The 22,079-nt window shown below is 43.1% G+C and carries 24 protein-coding genes; 20 read left to right on the forward strand and 4 right to left on the reverse strand.

The genetic code is table 11. The annotated features are described in order from the left end of the window. Positions 1-33: 33 nt before the first annotated feature. Positions 34-660, reverse strand: a complete 627-nt coding sequence (locus tag ACX6CI_RS03495) for a PEP-CTERM sorting domain-containing protein (RefSeq protein ID WP_458776791.1) — start codon at positions 658-660, stop codon at positions 34-36. Between the two features lie 168 nt (positions 661-828). Then, positions 829-1,008, reverse strand: coding sequence for a hypothetical protein (locus tag ACX6CI_RS03500; protein ID WP_458776792.1), 180 nt, complete (start codon positions 1,006-1,008; stop codon positions 829-831). Between the two features lie 821 nt (positions 1,009-1,829). Between ACX6CI_RS03500 and ACX6CI_RS03505 the strand changes: the two genes are divergently transcribed. From ACX6CI_RS03505 to ACX6CI_RS03575, 15 genes are all read left to right on the forward strand, one after another. Beyond that, positions 1,830-2,510: a hypothetical protein gene (locus ACX6CI_RS03505; protein ID WP_458776793.1), complete on the forward strand. Its 681-nt coding sequence runs from the start codon at positions 1,830-1,832 to the stop codon at positions 2,508-2,510. A 174-nt stretch (positions 2,511-2,684) separates the two neighbouring features. After that, positions 2,685-4,094: a DUF1254 domain-containing protein gene (locus ACX6CI_RS03510; RefSeq protein WP_458776794.1), complete on the forward strand. Its 1,410-nt coding sequence runs from the start codon at positions 2,685-2,687 to the stop codon at positions 4,092-4,094. A gap of 129 nt (positions 4,095-4,223) precedes the next feature. Next, positions 4,224-4,631: a hypothetical protein gene (locus ACX6CI_RS03515; RefSeq protein ID WP_458776795.1), complete on the forward strand. Its 408-nt coding sequence runs from the start codon at positions 4,224-4,226 to the stop codon at positions 4,629-4,631. A 492-nt stretch (positions 4,632-5,123) separates the two neighbouring features. Continuing rightward, on the forward strand, positions 5,124-5,618 hold the full coding sequence (locus ACX6CI_RS03520; protein ID WP_458776796.1) for a hypothetical protein: 495 nt from the start codon (positions 5,124-5,126) through the stop codon (positions 5,616-5,618). Between the two features lie 236 nt (positions 5,619-5,854). Further along, positions 5,855-6,412, forward strand: coding sequence for a hypothetical protein (locus ACX6CI_RS03525; RefSeq protein ID WP_458776797.1), 558 nt, complete (start codon positions 5,855-5,857; stop codon positions 6,410-6,412). A gap of 469 nt (positions 6,413-6,881) precedes the next feature. Continuing rightward, positions 6,882-7,466, forward strand: coding sequence for a helix-turn-helix domain-containing protein (locus tag ACX6CI_RS03530; RefSeq protein ID WP_458776798.1), 585 nt, complete (start codon positions 6,882-6,884; stop codon positions 7,464-7,466). A gap of 222 nt (positions 7,467-7,688) precedes the next feature. After that, on the forward strand, positions 7,689-7,916 hold the full coding sequence (locus tag ACX6CI_RS03535) for a 4Fe-4S binding protein (RefSeq protein WP_458776799.1): 228 nt from the start codon (positions 7,689-7,691) through the stop codon (positions 7,914-7,916). 177 nt (positions 7,917-8,093) lie between these two features. Continuing rightward, positions 8,094-9,152 carry a 3-methyl-2-oxobutanoate dehydrogenase subunit VorB gene (gene vorB / locus ACX6CI_RS03540; RefSeq protein ID WP_458776800.1) on the forward strand — a complete coding sequence of 353 codons (1,059 nt, stop codon included), beginning with the start codon at positions 8,094-8,096 and terminating at the stop codon, positions 9,150-9,152. Between the two features lie 3 nt (positions 9,153-9,155). Beyond that, the gene (locus ACX6CI_RS03545; RefSeq protein WP_458776801.1) at positions 9,156-9,902 is read left to right on the forward strand and encodes a thiamine pyrophosphate-dependent enzyme; all 747 of its coding nucleotides are present in this window, start codon (positions 9,156-9,158) and stop codon (positions 9,900-9,902) included. Continuing rightward, a complete protein-coding gene (locus ACX6CI_RS03550; protein ID WP_458776802.1) occupies positions 9,899-10,468 on the forward strand; it encodes a 2-oxoacid:acceptor oxidoreductase family protein in 570 nt (189 codons plus the stop codon). The genes ACX6CI_RS03545 and ACX6CI_RS03550 overlap by 4 nt, the downstream gene beginning before the upstream one ends. A 57-nt stretch (positions 10,469-10,525) precedes the next feature. Then, on the forward strand, positions 10,526-11,581 hold the full coding sequence (locus ACX6CI_RS03555) for a Glu/Leu/Phe/Val family dehydrogenase (RefSeq protein WP_458776803.1): 1,056 nt from the start codon (positions 10,526-10,528) through the stop codon (positions 11,579-11,581). 709 nt (positions 11,582-12,290) lie between these two features. Further along, positions 12,291-12,869: a DJ-1/PfpI family protein gene (locus tag ACX6CI_RS03560; RefSeq protein ID WP_458776804.1), complete on the forward strand. Its 579-nt coding sequence runs from the start codon at positions 12,291-12,293 to the stop codon at positions 12,867-12,869. 137 nt (positions 12,870-13,006) lie between these two features. Next, positions 13,007-13,390 (forward strand): hypothetical protein, encoded by a 384-nt coding sequence (locus tag ACX6CI_RS03565; RefSeq protein ID WP_458776805.1) that lies wholly within the window; start codon positions 13,007-13,009, stop codon positions 13,388-13,390. A gap of 83 nt (positions 13,391-13,473) precedes the next feature. Further along, a complete protein-coding gene (locus ACX6CI_RS03570; RefSeq protein ID WP_458776806.1) occupies positions 13,474-13,824 on the forward strand; it encodes a n-acetylglutamate synthase in 351 nt (116 codons plus the stop codon). A 444-nt stretch (positions 13,825-14,268) separates the two neighbouring features. Further along, on the forward strand, positions 14,269-14,514 hold the full coding sequence (locus tag ACX6CI_RS03575; protein WP_458776807.1) for a hypothetical protein: 246 nt from the start codon (positions 14,269-14,271) through the stop codon (positions 14,512-14,514). A gap of 275 nt (positions 14,515-14,789) precedes the next feature. Here the strand turns inward: ACX6CI_RS03575 and ACX6CI_RS03580 are convergent, their stop codons facing one another. Beyond that, positions 14,790-16,823 carry a PKD domain-containing protein gene (locus ACX6CI_RS03580; RefSeq protein WP_458776808.1) on the reverse strand — a complete coding sequence of 678 codons (2,034 nt, stop codon included), beginning with the start codon at positions 16,821-16,823 and terminating at the stop codon, positions 14,790-14,792. Between the two features lie 457 nt (positions 16,824-17,280). On the opposite strand from ACX6CI_RS03580, the gene ACX6CI_RS03585 reads away from it, so the two are divergent. After that, complete coding sequence (locus ACX6CI_RS03585) at positions 17,281-17,553, forward strand: HesB-like (seleno)protein (protein ID WP_458776809.1); 273 nt, start codon at positions 17,281-17,283, stop codon at positions 17,551-17,553. Positions 17,554-17,720: 167 nt separating this feature from the next. Here ACX6CI_RS03585 and ACX6CI_RS03590 read toward each other — a convergent pair whose 3' ends face one another. Continuing rightward, positions 17,721-18,062, reverse strand: a complete 342-nt coding sequence (locus tag ACX6CI_RS03590) for an IscA/HesB family protein (protein ID WP_458776810.1) — start codon at positions 18,060-18,062, stop codon at positions 17,721-17,723. 361 nt (positions 18,063-18,423) lie between these two features. On the opposite strand from ACX6CI_RS03590, the gene ACX6CI_RS03595 reads away from it, so the two are divergent. The 4 genes from ACX6CI_RS03595 (at position 18,424) to ACX6CI_RS03610 (ending at position 22,072) form a co-directional block, all read left to right on the forward strand. Then, positions 18,424-19,152 (forward strand): FadR/GntR family transcriptional regulator, encoded by a 729-nt coding sequence (locus tag ACX6CI_RS03595; protein WP_458776811.1) that lies wholly within the window; start codon positions 18,424-18,426, stop codon positions 19,150-19,152. A gap of 30 nt (positions 19,153-19,182) precedes the next feature. Continuing rightward, positions 19,183-20,622 (forward strand): aryl-sulfate sulfotransferase, encoded by a 1,440-nt coding sequence (locus ACX6CI_RS03600; RefSeq protein ID WP_458776812.1) that lies wholly within the window; start codon positions 19,183-19,185, stop codon positions 20,620-20,622. A gap of 61 nt (positions 20,623-20,683) precedes the next feature. Next, on the forward strand, positions 20,684-21,640 hold the full coding sequence (locus ACX6CI_RS03605) for a tripartite tricarboxylate transporter substrate binding protein (RefSeq protein WP_458776813.1): 957 nt from the start codon (positions 20,684-20,686) through the stop codon (positions 21,638-21,640). A gap of 18 nt (positions 21,641-21,658) precedes the next feature. After that, complete coding sequence (locus tag ACX6CI_RS03610) at positions 21,659-22,072, forward strand: tripartite tricarboxylate transporter TctB family protein (protein WP_458776814.1); 414 nt, start codon at positions 21,659-21,661, stop codon at positions 22,070-22,072. Positions 22,073-22,079 lie beyond the last annotated feature (7 nt).

The following is a 22,079-nucleotide window of genomic DNA, read 5'->3' on the forward strand; positions in this document are numbered from 1 at the left end:
AATGGGGGCAGTTCTCATTCTTCCTTGAATATTTTATTGTCGACCAAATTTTCTTCGGCAACCAGCAATTCCTGCTAATCCAACTCCAAAGAGCAATATCGTTGACGGTTCCGGCACAGGTGTGTCCAACCTATTAATCTCGGTAATGTTGACATCCCCATAACTTGATGGAATTGCCCAAATTGGCGAATAATGGATATCCCTGTAAGTAAGCCATGATTGGCTGTCAGGGTCGCCATCACCCAACCAGACAAATTGAATTGAAAAAGGGAAAACTTGGCCTCCGAAAGTATCAGCATTGAAACTGAATTGAATATACCCGCCGTAGTAAGGCGAAAATTGTTGCGTTATTGAAACATCGAAGTAGCCACTGACATCTGGTTTATCTACCCACTCAATGGATTCATACAGATCACTATCAAAGGTGATTGCGAAGTTATATCTATCATCGAATACATAAAATACTTCGTTTAAAGTTGGGTTACTTGGATCCGAGTAGAAATTGAGAGGATATGTAGCCTGCCAAAGGTCCCCTGCTGTTCCCAGGCTGTCATCCAAGTCGGTAAGTTCACAATCAAGAGTTAAACTGCTCGCTATTGTAGCGATACTTAATGCACAAACGACAGTGACTACAAAAAATACACTTTTAATTTTTTTCACATTTCCCCCCTGCAATGAATTGAAGTTTGACCCGAATGCCACGAACTATCATGAAGTAAGATACCGCACCGCGACTCTAAGGTGAATTGATCCGTTCCATGATATGTTTTTTAACCTGCTACAGCCTCTCCATTATTTTCCTCACGATTTTCCATCCACAATCCGCTGCTAAGGCTCATTCAGTTCTTTCGCGTTGCCCTTGTCTTCTTCACCACGAAATATTGACCGCAATTCACTCAGCGCGCTGAATTTCCAGGTGTTTTCAGTTTCAACCTCCTCAACAACACCAACTACCCAATCTGGCTTTTCGCTATTACGTCTGTATATTCGAACTATATAGGTTTGCATGCCATTTTCTTGTTAGGCTAAAGATAACATGGAGTCGATTACAGATAGGGTACAGATCAGCTTTTTTTCGGAGTATTCTACGAAATACTTTGGCCAGGAGATGCTACAGTTAGAAAGGCATCACATCGTGCACAAACCAGCCTGGATATTTCATGAAAAACGTGTTGTCTATCATTTATTACTAAGTAATAACATCAGCTTAAATTGTTTTGGTACTGAGGGGCTTCAGGTTACAGTTTGTACATAGATACTCAGGGGCTTCCATCATAACTTTCCACCCTTCGGGCGAGTCGATATAGCCCGCTATTCATCGTTGCAACGGGGAGTCACCTACCCAAGTAGTGTAACTCCCTGTGCGCCTCCGCTTGCAGGCCATCTCGACTCGTGAAATATCCAGCCTCGTTCTTTGTATCAATGAATGTATTGTATATGGCCTGGAACGCTTGAGATAGTTTGAAATTAAAGATTGCTAACGGCACAGATTGCAAATCATCGTAAAGTCGAAAGACATCTGAACACAGTAAAGGGCCATCATGTGAAACAGGACTACCCTTTATTCATTTCAAGAGTTATCAAATGGATATTGTCCTTTTAACAATCTTTAACAATCGGCTTCGTTGCATACACCTAACCCATTAGTTTATCAGTTGAACTGCAGGCGACACAGTCACTGGCTATAACAACATACAAGGTACACCACTAATCGATCCCGTGAATTTGATCACGCTGTGGTACTTTCAAAATAAAAGACAGCGGTGTACATTGTTTGTTCTATCTCACAATAGGTGTTGATAATGCGGTTAAAATGTAAGGAGAATGCAGTGTCGATAGACAACAAAAGTTGGAATGCAGTCGGTTTTGTAAAAGCGGTTATTCTTTTCACTCTTTTATTTCCGCAATTTACTGGTGCCCATGACGTAGACGGTAACCATCAGGAGGGTCTTGCAGAAGCTATCCATGCCCTACAGGTAGCCGCAGGACAGACTCCATCATCGTCTGATCCCACAGGCAATGCACAACCCGACCAAGTGTTAGAGGGTGTAACATTTTCCAATGTCAATGAATTAGGACTAACCGGCACGATGCCAGACAATGGTACACTCACCATTACCCCAGGAGTTAATGAACAGGCTATCCCGGAAGGATACCACAGCGGTGCTGGTACAGTTCCAGGGGCCGAAGATCTTCTTTCCAACAATATCAAAAGCGGCATAACGTTATATGGTGTGGTTGGTGACCCGATGGTGGTTGATACCTCAGAAGGCGATGCTGTGGCGGCTGATATTAAAGTGAACCGAATAGTATATGTGGATGGAGTGATGGTTACAGGAACGAATCATGGCCCTTGGGGATGCGTGGCTGAAGGTTTTTGGCACAATACGACTTGTATTTATCAGTGCATGGAGTTGGGGAAACTCCCCTACGCAACATGTGCATCTGCATGTCAAAATATATATTATGACTATGAATTATCGGAAATGATGAGAAAGCAATGTTTTTGAGAAGGACGGGTGTGCATGATAGAAATTGACCAGCCAGAAAGAGGCAGCTTCCCAAAGAATTATAGTGCCTGTCCTTTTGTTCATACTTATTGGAGAAATAGTATGCTTATTGTAAAAATTCCTCACTACCAGATCCTTACAAAGATCTTGGCCATATAATGGGGTTTCAGAAATTTGGGGAGCCTTGCTATTGCGGCACAGACCACGCAGGACACGTATCTGGGAAAAATTGAATATCAGAACCAGACGATAACCAAAGCTTCGGCTGCAAAATTGAATCGAGAAATTGATTTACAGCGTGCTTCTCAACTCACGCTTTGGGCCATGCCGATAACTTCTTTGTATCAGTCAACAAAAGCTGCAAAGGAGAATTTAGGACATAACGATGATGAAATTGTAATAGGGTTACACGAAGGATATGATGCCGTTTATCCTTTTGTCACAGCAAATGTTACAACACCCTATACTGTTGTAGCTCATTTAGATCTTTCAGCTACTGGTCCTGTAGTTGTTAACATACCCGCTGGAGGTATTTTTGGTGTGGCCAATAATGCTTGGCAAGAGCCCATTAAAGAGATTGGTTCAGGAAAAGCAGAGCCCCTTCTTTTTGTTGGGCCAGGTCAGGATTATCCGAAAGATTTTAAAGGTGAAATCGTACATAGTGATACTTTTATAGTTGTTTATTTTTACCGAGTATTGGGTACAGGGGCAGAGGCAGAAAAACTAAAAACGGCTGTAACTTCGTACAAATTATCTGAAGCTGATAATCCACCAAAAACAAAATATGTTACTTTTTCTCCAAAATCAGAAGATAAGGTTGTCATAGGGACGGCACCTGAAGATATGAGATATTGGGAGTTGGTCAATGCCTATGTGCAAAAAGAGCCTATGGCTGATCGTGATCGCTTTTTCTATGCCTGGTTAAGAGATTTGGGCATTGAGAAAGTAAAACCATTTAATCCAAATGCATATCAAAAAGAGATTTTACTCGAAGGTGTAAAAACTGGAATGGCAATGGCTCAAGCCACTGCATTTAGTAAAACCAAAGCGAAATTCGCTTCATCACTTTATGGAAATGACTCGGGATGGGAAGATGCTATGGCAGGGATGGATCCTAAAATAGATTTGGAAACCTATTCAATGTTTAACGAGCGTACTTCTTATACATTTGAAGCAGTAACTACCTCTGCCGGAATGGTATCGAGAGTCGCAGGAAAAGGCTCTGCGTATATAGGGGCTTATGGCAATGCACTTATGGGAGAAAATAACTATAGCCTCCACATCGAACCTAATCCACCAGCGGCACTCTTCTGGTCCATTACGGTCTACGATATAGCGAACCATTTGATCATTCAAAATGAGACCAGACGTGCAGACCTTTCTTCACGCTCAGAACAGTTAGTTACAAACAGCGATGGATCTGTGGATTTATATTTTGGTCCTGAAGCACCAAAAGGAAAAGAAAACAATTGGATTCAATCTAATAAAGGAGAATCCTTCTTTGTCTATCTAAGATTGTATGGCCCTGAACAGGCATATTTTGACCAAACTTATCCAATGAATAAGATCCAGAAAATAAAGTAATGAAGCTTAATCAAGGGCTAACCAACACATGCACTCGGGTAGCAAAAAGCGGCGCGGCTTCCGCCATGTTTCAGCACCCCCACTTTTTGCTGCCGATAATGTGGAACATTGTGCGATAAAAGTGAATTAATGAAAGAAAATATCAAAACACTAATAAAACCACTATTTGATGAGTACGGAGCTGAAATACTTCCTGCCTCATCAATACAGGTAGAGAGTTTCCGTAGTACTGCGCTGAGAAGGGGTGTGCCGATTTCTGCGATTGGTCAACTTGTCAAGTTTTATCAAATCACCAATGGTATTCCATGCCTTGACGGGTTTGATTTCCATCGATGTGAGGATGAGATACTCTATGAATGGTGGGATGAGCTAGAATTGTGGTTGGGGGCAAAAGATGATGATGTTTTACGATGGGTTGACAACAAATTCTGCATTGGAGATACGGCTAACTTGAGTTATGGAAAAGAATACGAGTTTGACTCACTTGTAGAACTAATTGAGAATAGCATGAAAGAATGGTTCTGTGATAACTATTGAAATCTGAAACAGCATAACAAACACATTTATTGGATAAGCCTGTGATGCGGACGTTAGCAGACTGTATGAAGAAAATTATCACTCAAATATAACAAATCAAATCCCAAAAGAAGTCATTAAAGAACCAAGGGGTAATATCTATGTCCAAGATTCGGCAAGAAAAAAGACTATTATTGTTTAGTTGTAGATTTGAATGGCCAAATAATTGGAGGAGTTTGGGTAAGAAAAATTGCTGATGAGATTAAGGGGTATGGATATATAGATAACAAAAAACCTGAATTTGCAATTTCTGTGTACTTTGAAAAGTGTTCAAAAAGAGAATTATGCTGTGAAAATATATGTAAAACTCGGCTTCAAGATAATTGAAGAAGACGATGAAGATTACCTAATGTTGTTGAGATTATACAAAAATGTTAACCTGGCGTACCTTTAGACATAAAAGGTCAAGCCTATAATTTAAGCAAATGTGTATAAGCAGTGGAGATAGATATTGTGTCGTTTAGAAAAGATTATTTTTACTATGCATTTTTATTGCTTCCATTATCTTCAATCGCCTTGCTCCCTATATATATTATAGCAAAATATGGTTTGACCAATAACACTCTTGTTTCGGTAGTTATTTTATCTCCATTGTCTTTCATTTCAATATTTCTATGCAGAATATTAATGAAGGCGATACCACATAAAATCAGACTCACACCTGATTATCTGGTTGTAGATGATTTTAAACCATCCGCGTTGCCATGGTCCGAAATTGATGAAGTTTCCTACGAGGTAATTCCTGTCGGACAAATGGGGCCAATCACTTCGTTGATTATCGAATTTTCAAATCCGAAAAAATATAAGATAAAGAATAAATGGTTAGGTGGACTTAACAACGAAAATCTGGAAAAGGGAATCGTGGTTTGCAATTTGGCAACCTATAGAGAAAAGCCCTCTTTGATCGTTTCTCAAATCAATGAGTATCGATCAAAATGCAACAAATAAAAAAGATGCTGTTGTGATAGCTGATCTCACGCTAAACATGTGTGAGTATGATCTGGGGCCCCAACATATTAGAAAATTTCAAATTTCGCTAACAATTCCATCAACACGGACTCGCTAGATCCCGCCGATTATGTCCACGTTATTCGCAGTACGTTACATACAAGCTAAGCGATGATTCGATTTTCGAAAATTCATTGGCAAAACGCCAAATTGGTTAATAACAGAGGAAACCATTAATGGAACCAACAGCGATCGTTGCGAAAGTAAGAATTAGTAAATTAAGAGCAGAACAGTTCCTTCGTGACCATAAAAAACAATTCGTAGATGAAATTGTTCGAATCATGAATGGTGAATACGATCGGGGTAATGTACTTGTTTTGCAGTACGACGAAGATAGTGAGTCAATCGTGTTCATTTATTGGCTGGAACTGCGAGATTCAGATTCAATGAAACAGATGTCTGGTTTTGAGACCTTCAAACGAATAGCAACCTACAAAGATATTGAAACAGTTGACTTGATTGCTTTTTCATCAAGTGCACCGAATTTTTTGACGGATCCGGTTTGGTTAGCATATCAAGTCGGCGTGAATGAATTTTCAAAAGTTTTTCCCGATGAAATGTCTGAAAAATCGATGGCGGAATTAGATGATATGATTAGAAAATATATTTTTGATACTGCTAGAGAAAATAATGATTCCATTGACGCTTCAAGCAATCCTTACAAGTTGTTTCTCCATAACAAGTGCGTCCACCCAATTTTAATGAATGAATACAAAAAAGTAGCAGGCAGCTAACGAATAAGGATAGATTGTGAGAGCGTAGCGATCCAAGATCTTATCCATGGTTGAACAAGCCCGGGGGAATAATAAGGAAATATCTTTTTTTCGGGACATTTGGTTGATGTGCAATCGAATGATATGCAATTTTGTCAGGACGCACGTATCCCTTTGCATCTAGAGGCGTTAAAAAATCTATTTCGGGGCGACGGGCGACGGGCGACGGGCGACGGGGCGCGACGAGTGGGCGACCCGGCAGGTAGCGTAGACTCCCAGAAACTCAGGGATTGAATTGAAATCGTACGATTAGTCTTATCACCAGATAGTGAACGTAGTGAGACCTTCGAGTTCCCGCATATTTACAAAGGTATAGGATGCTTGTTATATAAGCTTTAGATAATGTATGGTTCTAGCGGACAGCGGGATTTCAGTGAATTGCTGATCTCAAGAGCTTTCGGTTTTCCTTTCTTACTATCGGGTGCAACATATGGTGCAGGATATTAATCATAAAGTCGCCTCTCTTGACATAGGCAGTCAGGTTCGGACGTTACGAAATAATCGCAACCTGACCTTGCAGGAGCTGGCTAATCTCACCGGGTTGTCGAAACCGAATCTTTCCCAAATTGAAAACAATCTGGTGACACCTCCTATTGCAACTCTTTTAAAGATTGCAACTGCTCTTGGGGTAGGGATAGGGCATTTTTTTAGAGATTCGACCAAGCCGAGTAATGTTGTTGTTACTAGAAAAAATGATCGCTACGGTGTTGCAAAAGGACCACATATTTCCCATATCGGATACCAGTATGAACCGCTGGCATACCCAAAGATTGGTAAAAAGATGGATCCCTTTGTGGTTGAGATGGAAATGCGCAAGGCGGAAGAGATTGTCTTTAATAATCATCGGGGAGAAGAGTTCCTGTTTCTCTTTGAAGGACGTCTTGAGTTTCGTTGTGGTGATGACATTATTGTACTTGAAGAAGGCGACAGCATCTATTTCGATTCGGATATACCCCATGGTTACAGAGGGTTGGGAGGTCCTGCGAAAACCCTGGTTGTAATTTACCGTCCATAAGCTGTGCTCTTTCGGGCAAGTTTATTTAGATTTAATCAAGTTTCACTTCTCCTTTTCCCGGATTATCGCTCTCATAGTGTTGAAAAAGCGTGGTTTTACACCTTGACTAAATCAGAAAATCTGCTACCATTAAGTTAAGCGTAGATGAACAAAGTTTTCTCTTGAGAAACATTTGAGCCGTTTCACAGGTCGGTAATAGAGTAACCCTTGAGGAGGTATGATATGGCACGATCTAAAGGATATACGCTGTTTGACAGTGAGCGTTGCAAAGGGTGTGGCATGTGTGTGGCGGTGTGTCCGGAGAAGATAATTTCCCTGGATGAGAGTGTAACGAATCAAAAAGGGTATCATCCTGCTATTATAAGAAATTATGAAAAATGTACCGGCTGTTGCAGCTGTGCAATGATGTGTCCGGATGTGGCCATTACAGTGGAGCTACTGGCCGCATAAGTGCCTGCAACGAGCAAGAGATTGCAGGGCAAGGCCTGGGAATGACGAAAAGTTTGAATACAACTTTTCAGCGATACAGGAAACCAGGATTTTGTTGAGGCTCTGAGGGGTCAAAGGGATTTTCTTTTCTCTCTGACTTTTAGCACTTTTCCACCATTTGCTGATGGAGGTGACGGTATGGGTAAAACCTTAATGAAGGGCAATGAGGCACTTGCCCTGGCTGCAATCAAGAGCGGGTGTACTCATTTTTTTGGTTACCCTATCACTCCCCAAAATGAGATACCGGAATATCTGGCAAGAGAGCTTCCCGAGGCTGGAGGGACATTTGTTCAGGCTGAAAGTGAGATTGCCGCAATAAATATGGTTTTTGGCGCAGCTGCTGCGGGTGCGCGCACAATGACATCGTCATCATCTCCAGGGATCGCTCTCATGCAGGAAGGTCTTTCGCTGTTGGCTGCGGCTGAGCTTCCCTGTGTGGTCGTGAACGTTCAACGTGGAGGGCCAGGTATTGGCGGCATTCAGCCAGCTCAGTCCGATTATTATCAGATGACACGTGGAGGGGGCAACGGAGATTATCAGATACCGTCTTTTGCTCCGGCGACAATTCAAGAATCTACAGAGATGATGCGGCAGGCGTTTATACTGGCGGATAAGTACCACACACCAGTGTTTATTGTAAGTGACGGTTTACTGGGCCAGATGATGGAACCTGTTGAGTTTAAGGGGTGGTCTAAACCTGAGTATCCGGAAAAACCGTGGGCGACTGTTGGGCACAAAAACCAACGTGCGCCTAACACTATTACGACTTTGAGGCTTGCGCCGGAGATGCTTGAGGAAAAAAATCTCACACTCCAGAAGAAATACAAACAGATTGCCCGAGATGAGTGCCGGTGGGAGGAGTATAATCTCAAATCTGCCGAAATCGTGCTGGTTGCCTATGGGTCAATGTCGAGGATTATCAAAAATGTAATAAAAATGCTCGAGGAAGAGTCAATTTCAGCAGGATTGATACGCCCGCAGACCCTCTGGCCTTTTCCGGTTGAGCCTTTTGCTGCATTAGGAGAAAAATGTCGGGCGATACTCTGCGTGGAGATGAACTGTGGACAGATGATTGATGATGTTCGCCTGGCTGTAAATGGTGCTCGTCCGGTTGAATTTTATGGGCGGGCCGGCGGCGTTATACCTTCACCGGTCGAGGTTGTTGAACAGGTGAAATCATTGCTGGGGAGGAACTGAATCATGACAGCTAACTTCCACAAAACTGACGGGTTGACGGAAAAAGAGACACACTACTGTCCAGGCTGCACCCATGGTATTGTTCACCGGTTGGTGGCTGAGATCCTAGAGGAACTTGACGTGCTTGGAGAAACTATTGGTTGCGCTGCCGTCGGCTGTTCCATTTTTTCACACAGCTACTTAAACGTTGACATGGTCGAATGTGCCCATGGAAGGGCACCGGCAGTGGCCACGGGTATTAAGCGTGTACACCCTGACAAGATCGTATTCACCTATCAGGGAGATGGGGATCTGGCCTCAATAGGCACTGCGGAGATAGTTCATGCGGCACATCGGGGTGAGCGTATAACTACAATATTTGTCAATAATGCAATCTACGGTATGACTGGCGGTCAGATGGCGCCGACCACCTTACCCGGGCAGAAGGTCACAACTGCTCCAAAAGGCAGAGATACCGCCCATAGTGGACTCCCTTTACGCATTTGCGAGATGTTTGCCCAGATACCTGGTTCTGCATATATCGAGAGGGTTTCCGTGCATAGTCCCGGGGCTGTCAGAAAGGCGAGAAGGGCCATCAAAAAAGCGTTTGAGGTTCAGATAGCGGGTGAAGGTTTTACCATGGTTGAGGTGCTTTCAACATGTCCGACAGGCTGGGGGATGGAACCGGTTGAAGCGTTGAAATGGCTAAAAGACAACATGATACCGTACTACCCCATTGGAGTCTATAAATCTCCGGAGGTGGCGAAATGATCAATGAACGAGTGCTCTGTGCAGGATTTGGCGGTCAAGGGGTTATGTCGCTTGGTCAACTGCTCGCATATGCCGGAATGCTTGAGGGATTGCATGTGAGTTGGCTTCCTTCCTACGGACCTGAAATGCGGGGAGGAACAGCGTATTGCTGCGTGATGCTCTCAGAAGAACCTGTTGGCTCACCGGTTATTGCAGGAGATGCAACCTGTGCAATAATCATGAACCTTCCCTCGCTTATCAAGTTCGAACCCGCGCTTATGAGCGGTGGCTTGTTATTTCTGAACAGCTCGATGGCAGACAAAAGAGCGGAGAGGGATGATATTGATGTGTACTATATCCCCGCAGGTGATTTGGCCCAAAAGTGTGGTGATGATCGGGCTGCAAACATGGTTATGCTTGGGGCGTACCTTGGGATCATGCAGGTTGTAGATAAAGAGAGTCTGGAAAAGGCTTTTGCTCGAGTTTTCGGGGAAAAATCTGAAAAACTGCTGCCGCTTAACCTAAAGGCGATCACGTGCGGGATGGAATATGTAAACAATAAGGAAACGCTCAACAGGGCAGCGTGAATCGGAGTTTTGAGAAATATTACGCTTATCAGAATCAATATGTTCCATTGATGAACTATGAATATTTATACAGAACTGGATGTTGAGGGATATGAGCGGGTTGTCCGCTGCGATAACGAAGATGTCGGTTTTGTTGCCTGGATAGCTGTTCACAACACCGCTTTAGGCCCTGCATTAGGAGGTTGCCGGGTCTGGAAGTATGAATCTGAAGATGCAGCATTAACCGATGTTCTGCGTCTCAGTAAAGGCATGACCTACAAGAACAGCCTGGCGAGACTACCGCTAGGTGGTGGCAAGAGTGTTGTGGATGCTGATCTTAATGAAGTTGATCGTATCGCCCTTTTTAGAGAAATCGGTAATTTTGTTGAGCTGTTCGATGGGCTGTATATAACAGCTGAAGATATGAATTCGACAGTCGAAGACATGGCTGTTATAAAAAGCCGGACTGGTCATGTCGCTACGGTTGGCGCCAGTGGGAATCCAAGCCCGTTTACCGCGCTTGGGGTATATCACGCTATCTGTGCATCGGTGAAGCATCTGATGAGGCGAGATTCTTTGAACGGTTTAACGGTTGCAATTCAGGGTGTGGGGGAGACTGGCGGAAGGTTGGCTGAGATGCTGTACACTGCTGGCTGCAGCTTGATCGTGGCAGATGTCAATGCAGATAACATCAGAGCACTACAGGAGAATGTGCCGTTTATAGAGGTTGTCCCCGGACAGATCTATGATGCGGATTGTGACATCTTTTCCCCCTGCGCCATGGGAGGAATTTTAAACAGCGAAACGATTCCCAGGCTAAAGTGCAGGATTGTGGCTGGGAGTGCAAATAATCAACTCCTTGAAGAATCTGATGGAGCAAGGCTACTGAAACGAAATATTGTCTATGCCCCTGATTATGTGGTAAATGCAGGGGGTGTGATGAATATATGCTGTGAGATTGGGCAGGTATATGATGCCGAGAAGGCGCGTGCTCTGACCCTGCAGATTGGAGAGAACCTTAAAGAGGTTCTGAAAACAGCAGAACTAAAGAAACTACCGACAAATATAATCGCCAACAGGTTGGCGGAGAAGTATGTAGCCGCAGGACGTTACCCGTTACAGGATGTTGTTTAGTCTTTACTCCTTCAGCTTGTCCTAAACAATCGGTTTCCTGGTCGAAACCACCCCATGCCGAGACTCTGTATGCCTTCATGCACATCGCCACATTCCAGATAATTGTTGGGAACAAGTGAAACACCAACCGATAAAAGCCGTAATAGAGAGTACAACGTCGAGCATAACAGGGTTCGAATTGAGTAACCTCCTAAGTGGCTATTCTAGTTGTCTTTTTCTGGTTTTGGGATATATATAGTGCAGTCACTGCCGATACTATGCAGGTAATGGCATAACAATAAAATGCATTGCTAACTATGGTTGCCCGAAGTTTTGACGGTATCAACCTGACTCAATCAGCAAATCTAAAAAAGCCCGATTTGTCATCGGTTGTATCACCATGGCTGGGTATCCATTCATTTTTATGATCTTGGGTTAGCAGAACGTATTTATGACTGTATCGCTCGGTGGATTGATATTCCCATTATTTTTAAACGACTACCTGTTGGTAACGTCAATTAATTTATAAGCCGTAATCCATTGATGGCAAAGGCATGGGAAGATGCAGGTTGGCAATTTGAGAAACCGAAAAGTTTATAACAACAGCATGCATCCGGACAATAATCGTTTTCGGAGTGGGCTTTTCCCAGAGTTTCAATAAAGATTCATCGTTAGTCCTCTTTCATCAAGGTTGCCGGTGATGCAGACGTTGTACGTTTTCGGAGACATCATGGAAATAGGTATACTTATATATGAAGAAGCTGAAGTCTTAGATTTTGCCGGCCCCTATGAAGTATTTTCAACGGCAGAGAGGTTGTTAAATACTTCGATATTTAATCCGTTTTTAATTAGTCAGAATGGTGGGCTAGTTAAAACAAGAGGCGGGTTCGAGGTTAACACAAAAAGTATCTACGAAATTGATACGTTGGATATTCTCATTGTGTCTGGTGGGGTTCATGAAAATATCGTTGGAAACGATGTTGTAGAATCATGGGTAAAGGAGATATCCGAAAAAGTCGCCTACTTGGTGTCTGTTTGCACAGGTGTATTTCTACTTGCATCGAGTGGTTGTGTTACATCGGGTAAAGTAACAACGCACTGGGAAGATCAACAAGATTTAAGCATCAAATATCCAGAGCTAGATGTGATATCGAATGCACGTTGGGTGCAGCAAAGTAAACTATTCACGTCTGGCGGAATCGCAGCAGGTATAGATTTATCATTGCACTTAGTTAGTCTTGTTGAAGGTGAATCAATCGCAATAAATACTGCCAGGCAAATGGAAGTAACCTGGCAAAAAAACGTATAATAAAGCAATCTATTGATAATTGACGGTGATTTTCTAACACTGAAAAAATAAAAAGTGGACAATATGGCTAATTCGACCGATGCAAAAAAAAGGGCGGCTGCTAAAATAATGTTATACGTGAAAATAGGGGTTTTATTATGAGAGATATTTGCGTAATTCAAGACGAATCTTCAGAAAATCTTGCGTTGATCGGTGAAGTTCTAGGTGCCGCTGGTGTAAATATTGAGGGCCTGACATTAGCCACATTTAGTGGACAGTGTGTCATTCATTTTGTGGTGGAAGATGCTATAACCGCAAGACATGTTCTTGAAAATTCTGGGGTCAGAATCAAGGATGTAACTGAAGTATTTGTTTTCCATAAAGATAAAAAGGGTGTTACTGGAAAACCGGGTTCTTTTGGAGGAATCTGTAGATTGTTTGCAGAGAATGAAATCAGGGTTAATTTTGGATATCCAGCCGAAAACAACCGGTTTATTTTTGGAGTTGATAATATTAAGAAAGCACAAGAATTGCTGGAGTAGTAATCTGGGAGACCCAGATTAGTAGTGGGAGAGACCAGTATCCTCTATTGTTTATTCAATTCGTTATGCACAAGGTAGCAAAGATGGAATTTAACCTCGAAGGCAAATTATTTCACTCCGTTTCAAATTCAGAGAATGGAGATGTGAACGCTGAAACTTTATTCCATTACCATCAAGACAGAGAAATTATCTCAGCCGACTATTATGGTGGCAATATTATAAAAGGGCATCTCATAGGAAAAAAACTGGATAACGGTCAACTGGATTTCTATTATCATCATGTTAATAATCACCATCAACTAATGATTGGCAGATGTCTATCTACTCCTGAAGTTTTAGAAGATGGAAGGCTTAGGTTTATGGAGAAATGGCAGTGGTTTACAGGTGATAAATCGAATGGCGAATCCGTTATTGAAGAAATAGATAGCGTATAACATGGGCTGTATCAGACTACGAGAACGACCGGTGCTTTCCTTTACGTCACTGGCGCAGCTGGTGATTTTGTCGTTAGGTGGTAGGAAATTAATTGCTTTTAAGGCTTTTAAACAAATAGGAGAAATGAAAAAATGAAATCAAACCGGTTTCAATATTCTTTTTCCGGACTGAATTGTAGATAGAAGTGTGCTCAAATAATTTTCGGGTACAGCTCCCTATTGGTCAGACGGTTGTTCTTTTCTGACTGGGGCACGTCTTCAATATGGTAATCTTGGATTCTTTAAAAATAAAGATTCTAATCGTACGGTTATTCTGTATCTTGAGAATACCGGAGTTGCTGTCCTCGCAACATTGAAACTTACAGTAGTTGGCTATAAGGTCTTATGAGTGATTAATGCATAAGCATCAAAATTCATTTATCTATCAACCAAACACCACCTCATATGCGATTCATTACGTTAACCGGGGTTTCATTCACAGGCATCGTGATCGTTATGATGGGGCTTGTTTACGATATTATGTTTGCCGGTATTCCCTATCAGGACCCCACGCCTGAACTTCAGGCCAGATATGACTTTCATAGTTTTGTAGCTGGAATATTTTACAAAACCGGAGGGATGGTTTTCTTAGTTGGATTGGTGGCTATCCTGTTCATATGGGTAATGGCAAGAAATAAGAACAGCCAATAAACCGCTCCAGCAACGACCATGATCCTGCATACACAAATCACGGAATGCTCCGGGTTTTCAACGATGATGTTGTTCAAAGTTGAGCTCAAACCCGCTTCATTTCTTATTAGTGCCTTACTCCCCCCCAAAAAAAAATGTCATAAAAAACAGGGAGTGTAGACTCCGAGAAACCGAAAAGAATGTGTTGGAATCGGTAGGTTAAGAACTTACGCCAGGTAGTGAACGTCGTGAGACCTTGAAGGCACTTATACCCCCTTGTGGGGTGTTTGTTTCTTCTATGAGTCTTCTGGAGTGAACTCAAAACCAAACAAATCAGATTGAATGTTGCGAATTGCCTGAAATTTTGGCGCTTCTTCAATCGGTTGATCTTGATACTCCAAAATTCCCCATGAACCATATTTGCTGGGCCGCGTAACATATGAAAAATTGGCAAAAACATTGCCAACGTTGGCAAACCAATAGTTTAGATATTTTTCATAAAGTGCCCCCATTCCCGGGTCACTTTGGGCTGCAGTGAGTTTTGCTGTCAGAGTGTCGTTGTTCTGATTCTCACCAGTACCGACCAAATGCTGCCCCCCTTCATAGGCAACCAAATCAACGCCAAATTGATTGGCAATTGTTAGGTTGTTTTGCATCCACACCATGGCCCGGCCCTCCATATCAACATCCATCCGTTGGAGGATTTCAGTACTCGTTATGGTATCAACAACACCGTCTGTGACAATCTGATTGGCAACACTCCCCCCAAAATATGGCGCAATGGCCAGTACATCAATTTCAATATCCTTCGGGTTATACACTGGATCAGTCGCTGCAATGAGCAGCTGCTCACCCACCCAGGAGTTCGCCGCCTGAGACGCAATAACCCCAATCACGCGGGTTTTATCCTGCGCCAACGCCTGTTCAAAAATATCGATTATTTCTGCTGTTCGTTTGGCCTGGAATCGATGCGCTGAGGTGCCATCATTACAGCCAGGGATGCCCCAGTCAGTTCCACTGGTATGGGGGGTAAAGGTCACCGGGTCATTGCAGGCAGCCTCCCACTGCCAATGGGTTTGTGAAAATCCGGAATTCCATAATTCATTGGAATACTCAACATAGACTTTCAGGTTATGATGCAGATTATTCGCGACATATTGTGCAAAATTAGCAACATATTCATTATTTACCATGTGGGGGAGAGTAAACCAGGCATCCATATTTAACCTGTTGGCCAGCTCAACCATATACTCAACACATACACCATCACTCAAGTTTTGGGTATGAGATGTCGGAGTGGTTCTCTCAGACCAACTCGTCGTTGGGCTACCGTTGGTTCTCATGTAATCCATAAACCGGAGAACACCAAAACCTTCAAGACGCCTCAAAAATAATGGATGGAATATTTGCGTAGCATAATTATCTTCAAAACCGGGAGTGATTATGCGAATATTTCGCACATGATCAGCAACATCTGAACGTGTTATGTTGAGCCATAAACCTTCACCAAATTGAACGGTCACTTCATACCTGTTTGATGAGACTCTGTTAACCGCTCCTCCTGCAATACCACCAAAACTCAAATCACCATCACCATCAAACAGCACTGTGTACGTAGCCGTTGGTAAATGTTCACCAACATTGATAACCACAGTTCGTACGTTTTGATCAGGCTGACCCGCAATAGGAAATGGTATTTGTAGTGGATAGCCGTCAGCATCTTTTGCAATCTGATCTTTTAACCCGGTATCCCAAGGACTTGAGCCTGCTGAATGATACGTGATCCAATCTCGGGAATTTTTCATCACATCGACGAAATCCCATTGACCATCGTAATCTGTAACTCCTGACAGGTTTGTCCCTAACAGTGTATTCGGCTGTATAGCTTGTGGTTGCAGGACGGTGATGCTGACGTCATCAACACTGCTGAAATCATCATTGTCAATAACCGTTAAACGAATGGTATGGCTACCGTCACTGAGAAATACACTGGGATTGACGCCCGATGCGATTTCGATATTGTTTTCAGTCCAATGGTAAGTAACGATGGTTCCATCATTGTCAGTTGATGCGCTACCATCCAACTTGACCAACTCACCAGGCGTGTTATCACTGTCGGCCACCGTTTGATCGGAACCGGCATTGGCAACCGGAACCTTGTTATTGAGCGGATTGTCGAGAAGGAGTAGGGAGAGCACTGGAACTATTTTCCCTTCTTGGGCTGTATAGGCTGGCTGAGCATCGAGGCACAGGAATACAGGGAAAATAGCCAGGCCTAAAAGGATATATGACAGGCTGGTGACAATGTTACAGGGGAAAAAGTTCATCATAATGAAGAAGTATCTCCGGGAAATCTGGCGTTTGCAATATGTAGGTTGTAATACAAATATTGAAATTCTAGCAACTTACCACAGGAAGAGAGGGCTCGCAAATATTACCGGCTTTTTCCGGACCTGATGATGAGCACTACAACCAGAGTTGTGATACCATTTCAAAATCATTTCGAATAATGCGTCATCGCCATAGATCAACTTTGCTTTTTGTTACACAGCTCCATTTCCTTGTAGTCGTATACATAATGAGCCACTTGGATTAGTGCATGTGTCAACCAGATAAAACATATTCCTACACTATTAATGATCGGACATTACGATTTGACATATTAGCAAAAGCGATGTTAATGTATCCTGACAACTACCAAAACTGTTAACATACTCTTATACATGTAGAGGGTTGTGATCGGTGGAAATGATCTGAGTAAAAGGAAGTGGGAAGGAGAATAATAGGTTGATTAATTATCCTAAAGAAAGCCATATGATGGTCTTAGAAATCAGGGTGTCTATGGTAGAGGAAGAGGGGGCAATACCTTACTTGAGACTCTCTCTGGATGAGGAAAAACCCCAGGATGAGACATTTTGCGTTCAGGGTGTAACGTTTATCGTGGATAAGATCCTTCTTAAACAGTGTGGTGCCATCAATATTGATTTCATCGAAGGAGAGAACAACTCCGGATTCAGGATCACCTCTGCGAATTCGCTTCATATAGGATATGACTGTTAACGTTGAGGCTCTTGCGGAGTCCGGCCTGCTGCTATTGAGCCTTGATTTGTTGGTCTCCGGGGCTACTCAGTAGTTACATAAACGACGTACTTCATTGACAATGAACAAAACCCATCTGCCAACAGGTAGAAGGGTTTTGAGCATCCTGTGGATCGTGTTGGTATTTATCAGGAACCACATCCTCCAGAACCGCAAGAGCCGGAACTGCACCCGCCACCCGCTCCAGGCAGTGGAATTGCAGAGCTGATGGAGAAACCAGAACGGGTGCCGGCATCGACGTAATCAACGTTGATGGAACCGCATTGTTCCAGCAAACTTTTCTCAACGAGTAAAGCTAAGCCCTCACAATTAAACAACTCATCGTTATCTTTCTTTTCATCAAGAGCGAGCCCAAGTGAAGGACCGGAACATCCTCCCTGCATTACGGCAATCCTGAGTGATGAAGTGATATTATTCTCTTTTAGATATGCAAGCAGTTTTTCCGTTGCCAAATCAGATATATCCAACATGATCGTTCCTTTTATTATAGTTTGGGTTCATTTTTTACTGGACACCACAACGGGGCAGAAGTCACCCACGCATACACACTCTTTTAAAACAAGATATTGTATAGATCAAATAGGTAAAACCTATCGTAATGGGTGTACTTATCACATAGCAATCTATCAGGCCTAATCTAGATTTCTACCTCTGAGGTCGTCAAGGCCTTCCAGCCAGTATTTTTAGTATAAACTTTCAGGTAATAGCCGAAACACCATTGTGTTTCCATAAAAGCTGGTCAATCATGATCCTTGACAAAGATTACTTCGTCTGGAATTATGACCTTTTAAAAGAACTAACATTTAAAGAACTAATATTTATGGAGTCGTTGTGTCTCGATCATCTAAGCCTCAGTTGGCACCACAGATAAGAATTTCAGACAAAATTAAAAGTGACCTGAAGCAAGCCATCTTAGATGGAGTGTATAGCCCTGGTGATAAGCTTTCTCCTGAAATTGAAATTGCCAAGCAGTATGGAGTAAGTAAGGTTTCTGCCCGTGAGGCTCTGCGAGAGCTTGAAATTGAAGGGTTGATTGTAAAAAGAAGAGGGATCTTTGGCGGAAGCTTTGTGGCTGAACCTGGTGCTGAGAAGATGGTGGATGTTGTCACCAATGCATTTTTATTTGGTGGTGTGACTTTAACAGATCTGGCCGAATTCAGGCAGATTCTAGAACCAGATCTTGCTCGGCTTGCAGCAGAACGCAGGACCGATAGTGATCTTGCCGTAATGAGAGAGTACATCGCAGCAATCCATCTTTCCATAGAGCAGGGTGATCCTGACCAGACAAAGGCTATAGGGTTTCACAAACTCATTGCCGATGCCTGTTACAACCGCTTTATCAGTGGCTTGATGGCTGGTCTTGTCCATGTCTTTCAGCGGGTGTTGGATAAAGAACCTGATCTTGAAACTGCCAGGATGGATATTCGTTTTAATGAATTATTCTACGAACACATCAAGGCAGGTGATGGAGAACAGGCAGAATTAGTCATGAAACAGCATTTTGATGCTTTAGAAGAAATTATAAGACAGAGAAGAAAGAACGGTGAAACGATCAGTTGATGAACTGGTTAGGAAAGGAAACAGAAACAAATGACTTATCCAAGCGTATATCCTACAGGAACAACTGTTTACGACTCTTCAAAGTGTTTTAACGGTTACACTGTATTTCAGGCAAAAGAGCACGGGGCCCTGGTCATCGATATGAATGGGGGTGAGGTTAAATTATGGCGTGGTCTCCACGGTTTTCCCAATAAACTTCTTCCTGGTGGACAAGTGCTGGGCCATACTGGTGAGCGTTCGACCCTGTATGGTATGCAGGATTATAGAGATCTGATCCAGGTTGACTGGGATGGAAACGTAGTCTGGAAATTTAACGAGTATGAGTTCATTGATGACCCCGGTGAAGAACCTCAATGGATGGCTCGTGTTCATCATGATTATCAGCGTGAGGGTAATCCAGTCGGCTACTATGTGCCAGGTATGGAACCGCTGACGAATGCAGGTAACACGATGTTGCTCGGTCACAAAAATGTTTATTCCAAGGCAATAAGCGATAAGAATCTCCTTGATGATACTGTCTATGAAATATCCTGGGATGGAAAAATCCTCTGGGAATGGGTCTGCAGTGATCATTTTGAGGAGTTTGGTTTTAAAGAGGATGCGCGTACAGCGCTCTCACTTGACCCCAATATGCGCCCATGTGGTGGTGGTATGGGGGATTGGATGCATCTTAACTCCATGTCACTCTTGGGGCCTAATAAATGGTTTGACGCAGGTGATACACGTTTTCATCCAGATAACATCATAGTGGATGGCCGGGAAACAAATATCATATTTATTATTAGTAAGGCGACAGGAAATGTTGTCTGGAAGGTTGGCCCATATTACGACGATACTCCTGAAAAAGATCTTGAGTGGATAATTGGTCAGCACCATGCCCATATGATCCCAAAAGGTCTGCCGGGAGAAGGTAATATCCTGGTTTATGACAATGGTGGCTGGGCTGGTTATGGTGCTTGTCATCCGGCGAGCCCAACGGGCACTAAAAATGTTCTTCGGGATTATTCAAGGGTCTTAGAGTTTGATCCGGTAGCTCTGAAAATTGTCTGGCAGTACACACCCCACGAAGCGGGTCTGGTACATCCGACCGATTCTAATCGCCTCTATAGTCCATTTATAAGTTCTGCTCAAAGATTACCAAACGGAAACACCCTTATAACAGAAGGCAGCGGCGGGCGAATTTTTGAAGTGACTGCAGGCTATGAGCTTGTGTGGGAGTATATCTCACCCTACTGGGGACAGCATTTTAACATGAATATGGTGTACCGGGCCTATAGATATCCTTACGACTATATTCCCCAGGTAGACGCACCTGAGGAAGTTGATATAAAACCCATTAGTGTTGTTGATTATAGAGTTGATGGGGCAAGCCCGAGAGGGGCCAGATCTGAGAGTACAGTGGCGGGGGCTGTGCCGTACCAGACATCTTCGGCTTTATGTGTTCTCTCTGATACAGATGATAAAAAATAGTACGAAACTTTTAGTATTGCAGATCGCAGATATAAAAAATTGTACATTCAGGAGGAAGTAGATGAAACAGTTACTCTCTATTGCAGCACTGGTATGTGTTATGGCCTTACCTTCTTTGGGGCTGAGTCAGGATTGGGCTCCCAAGGACTCCATCAAGCTCCAAATAGGTTTTGGTGCCGGTGGTTCGACAGATATTATGGGGCGTTTAGTTGCTGCTAAGATTGAAGAAAATACCGGTTGGAATGTTGTGGTTGAAAACAAGCCAGGGGGCGGCGGAATCGCCATGTTTTCATCACTTATGAGAGAAAAGGCTGACGGTCAGACCTTAGGGCTAGGCGTGAGTATGCCAATCTTTCTCAACCTTGCTTCAAGGGGCGATAAACTTCCCTTTAACATTGATACCTTTGATTACCTCGCCACAATCATGCGCGGTGAGATTGGTATGGTTGCAAAGGCGGATGCGCCCTATAACAATCTTGAAGAACTCATTGCCTATGCTAAAAAGCAAAAAGGCGGTATTGCAGTTGGTTTTGATGCCAAGCCCCAACAAATGGTGCTTGAGCCTGTTGCTAAAAAGGCTGGCGTTAAGTTCAAGTTTGTAAAGCACAAAAGTGGCGCGGAGCAGGTCCAGTCTATTCTTGGTGGACATGTCGATATTGCCTGTACTGCAGGTGAGCATGTCAAATATATTAAGAGTGGCGATTTGAAACTGATCGCTTCCATGAGTAAGGATAGACAGGAGTGCGCACCGGAGAGCATGACCCTGATTGAAAACGGTTTTGATCTCTATCTGGAGCCTTACTTCTATATTGCAGCTCCAAAAGATTTGCCTGAACATATTAAGGCTGCCCTTGCTAAGGCATTTGATGAGGCCATTAACTCTGAGAGTGTAAAAGAAGGTCTTATAAACTCGATGCAGGCAAAGGCCCATAATCTGGGCCCTGTAGGAACATACGAGATGATGAGTCAGGGCGCTGTTGATATTAAGGCTCTCGTTAAGGCTGCAAAGACTGAGTAACTATAGGATGCAGAATTAATGGAAAATCGCATGTCAGGTGTTGTTGTTGTGCTATTTGGAATTATTTTGCTCGTTTTTATAATTCCAAGCCAGACAGAAGTTGTTGATTCGGGGTGGCTGAAACCTGCCACCCTTCCAACAATTGCTGCGATTATTATAACTGTTGCGGGGCTTCTCCACTCTGTTTTTCCAAGGGGTGGAAATGAGTTTGATCGTAACTCATCGCGTAGAGCTCTCCTGTTTTTTATCATCGGGGTTTTGGGGGTATGGTTGATGACTGTCAGTTATCTGGTGGCAGCACCCCTGTTGGTGCTGGCACTTATGTTGGTAATTGGTGAGAGAAGATGGCAGTGGCTCTTGGTTGGAGTTGTGCTGATGCCCGTATCTGTTTGGTTTTTTATAGATTATCTGCTTAAAAGACCTCTTCCATGACTTCTAT

The sequence above is a fragment of the Desulforhopalus glucosivorans genome (genome assembly GCF_054397165.1).

Bases quoted from the DNA above. Each gene is read 5' to 3' on its own strand.
- ACX6CI_RS03500 (WP_458776792.1), bottom strand. From the start codon at position 1,008: ATGCAAACCTATATAGTTCGAATATACAGACGTAATAGCGAAAAGCCA.
- ACX6CI_RS03515 (WP_458776795.1), top strand. From the start codon at position 4,224: ATGAAAGAAAATATCAAAACACTAATAAAACCACTATTTGATGAGTAC.
- ACX6CI_RS03525 (WP_458776797.1), top strand. From the start codon at position 5,855: ATGGAACCAACAGCGATCGTTGCGAAAGTAAGAATTAGTAAATTAAGA.
- ACX6CI_RS03530 (WP_458776798.1), top strand. From the start codon at position 6,882: ATGGTGCAGGATATTAATCATAAAGTCGCCTCTCTTGACATAGGCAGT.
- ACX6CI_RS03535 (WP_458776799.1), top strand. From the start codon at position 7,689: ATGGCACGATCTAAAGGATATACGCTGTTTGACAGTGAGCGTTGCAAA.
- vorB (WP_458776800.1), top strand. From the start codon at position 8,094: ATGGGTAAAACCTTAATGAAGGGCAATGAGGCACTTGCCCTGGCTGCA.
- ACX6CI_RS03545 (WP_458776801.1), top strand. From the start codon at position 9,156: ATGACAGCTAACTTCCACAAAACTGACGGGTTGACGGAAAAAGAGACA.
- ACX6CI_RS03550 (WP_458776802.1), top strand. From the start codon at position 9,899: ATGATCAATGAACGAGTGCTCTGTGCAGGATTTGGCGGTCAAGGGGTT.
- ACX6CI_RS03555 (WP_458776803.1), top strand. From the start codon at position 10,526: ATGAATATTTATACAGAACTGGATGTTGAGGGATATGAGCGGGTTGTC.
- ACX6CI_RS03560 (WP_458776804.1), top strand. From the start codon at position 12,291: ATGGAAATAGGTATACTTATATATGAAGAAGCTGAAGTCTTAGATTTT.
- ACX6CI_RS03565 (WP_458776805.1), top strand. From the start codon at position 13,007: ATGAGAGATATTTGCGTAATTCAAGACGAATCTTCAGAAAATCTTGCG.
- ACX6CI_RS03570 (WP_458776806.1), top strand. From the start codon at position 13,474: ATGGAATTTAACCTCGAAGGCAAATTATTTCACTCCGTTTCAAATTCA.
- ACX6CI_RS03575 (WP_458776807.1), top strand. From the start codon at position 14,269: ATGCGATTCATTACGTTAACCGGGGTTTCATTCACAGGCATCGTGATC.
- ACX6CI_RS03580 (WP_458776808.1), bottom strand. From the start codon at position 16,823: ATGATGAACTTTTTCCCCTGTAACATTGTCACCAGCCTGTCATATATC.
- ACX6CI_RS03590 (WP_458776810.1), bottom strand. From the start codon at position 18,062: ATGTTGGATATATCTGATTTGGCAACGGAAAAACTGCTTGCATATCTA.
- ACX6CI_RS03600 (WP_458776812.1), top strand. From the start codon at position 19,183: ATGACTTATCCAAGCGTATATCCTACAGGAACAACTGTTTACGACTCT.
- ACX6CI_RS03605 (WP_458776813.1), top strand. From the start codon at position 20,684: ATGAAACAGTTACTCTCTATTGCAGCACTGGTATGTGTTATGGCCTTA.
- ACX6CI_RS03610 (WP_458776814.1), top strand. From the start codon at position 21,659: ATGGAAAATCGCATGTCAGGTGTTGTTGTTGTGCTATTTGGAATTATT.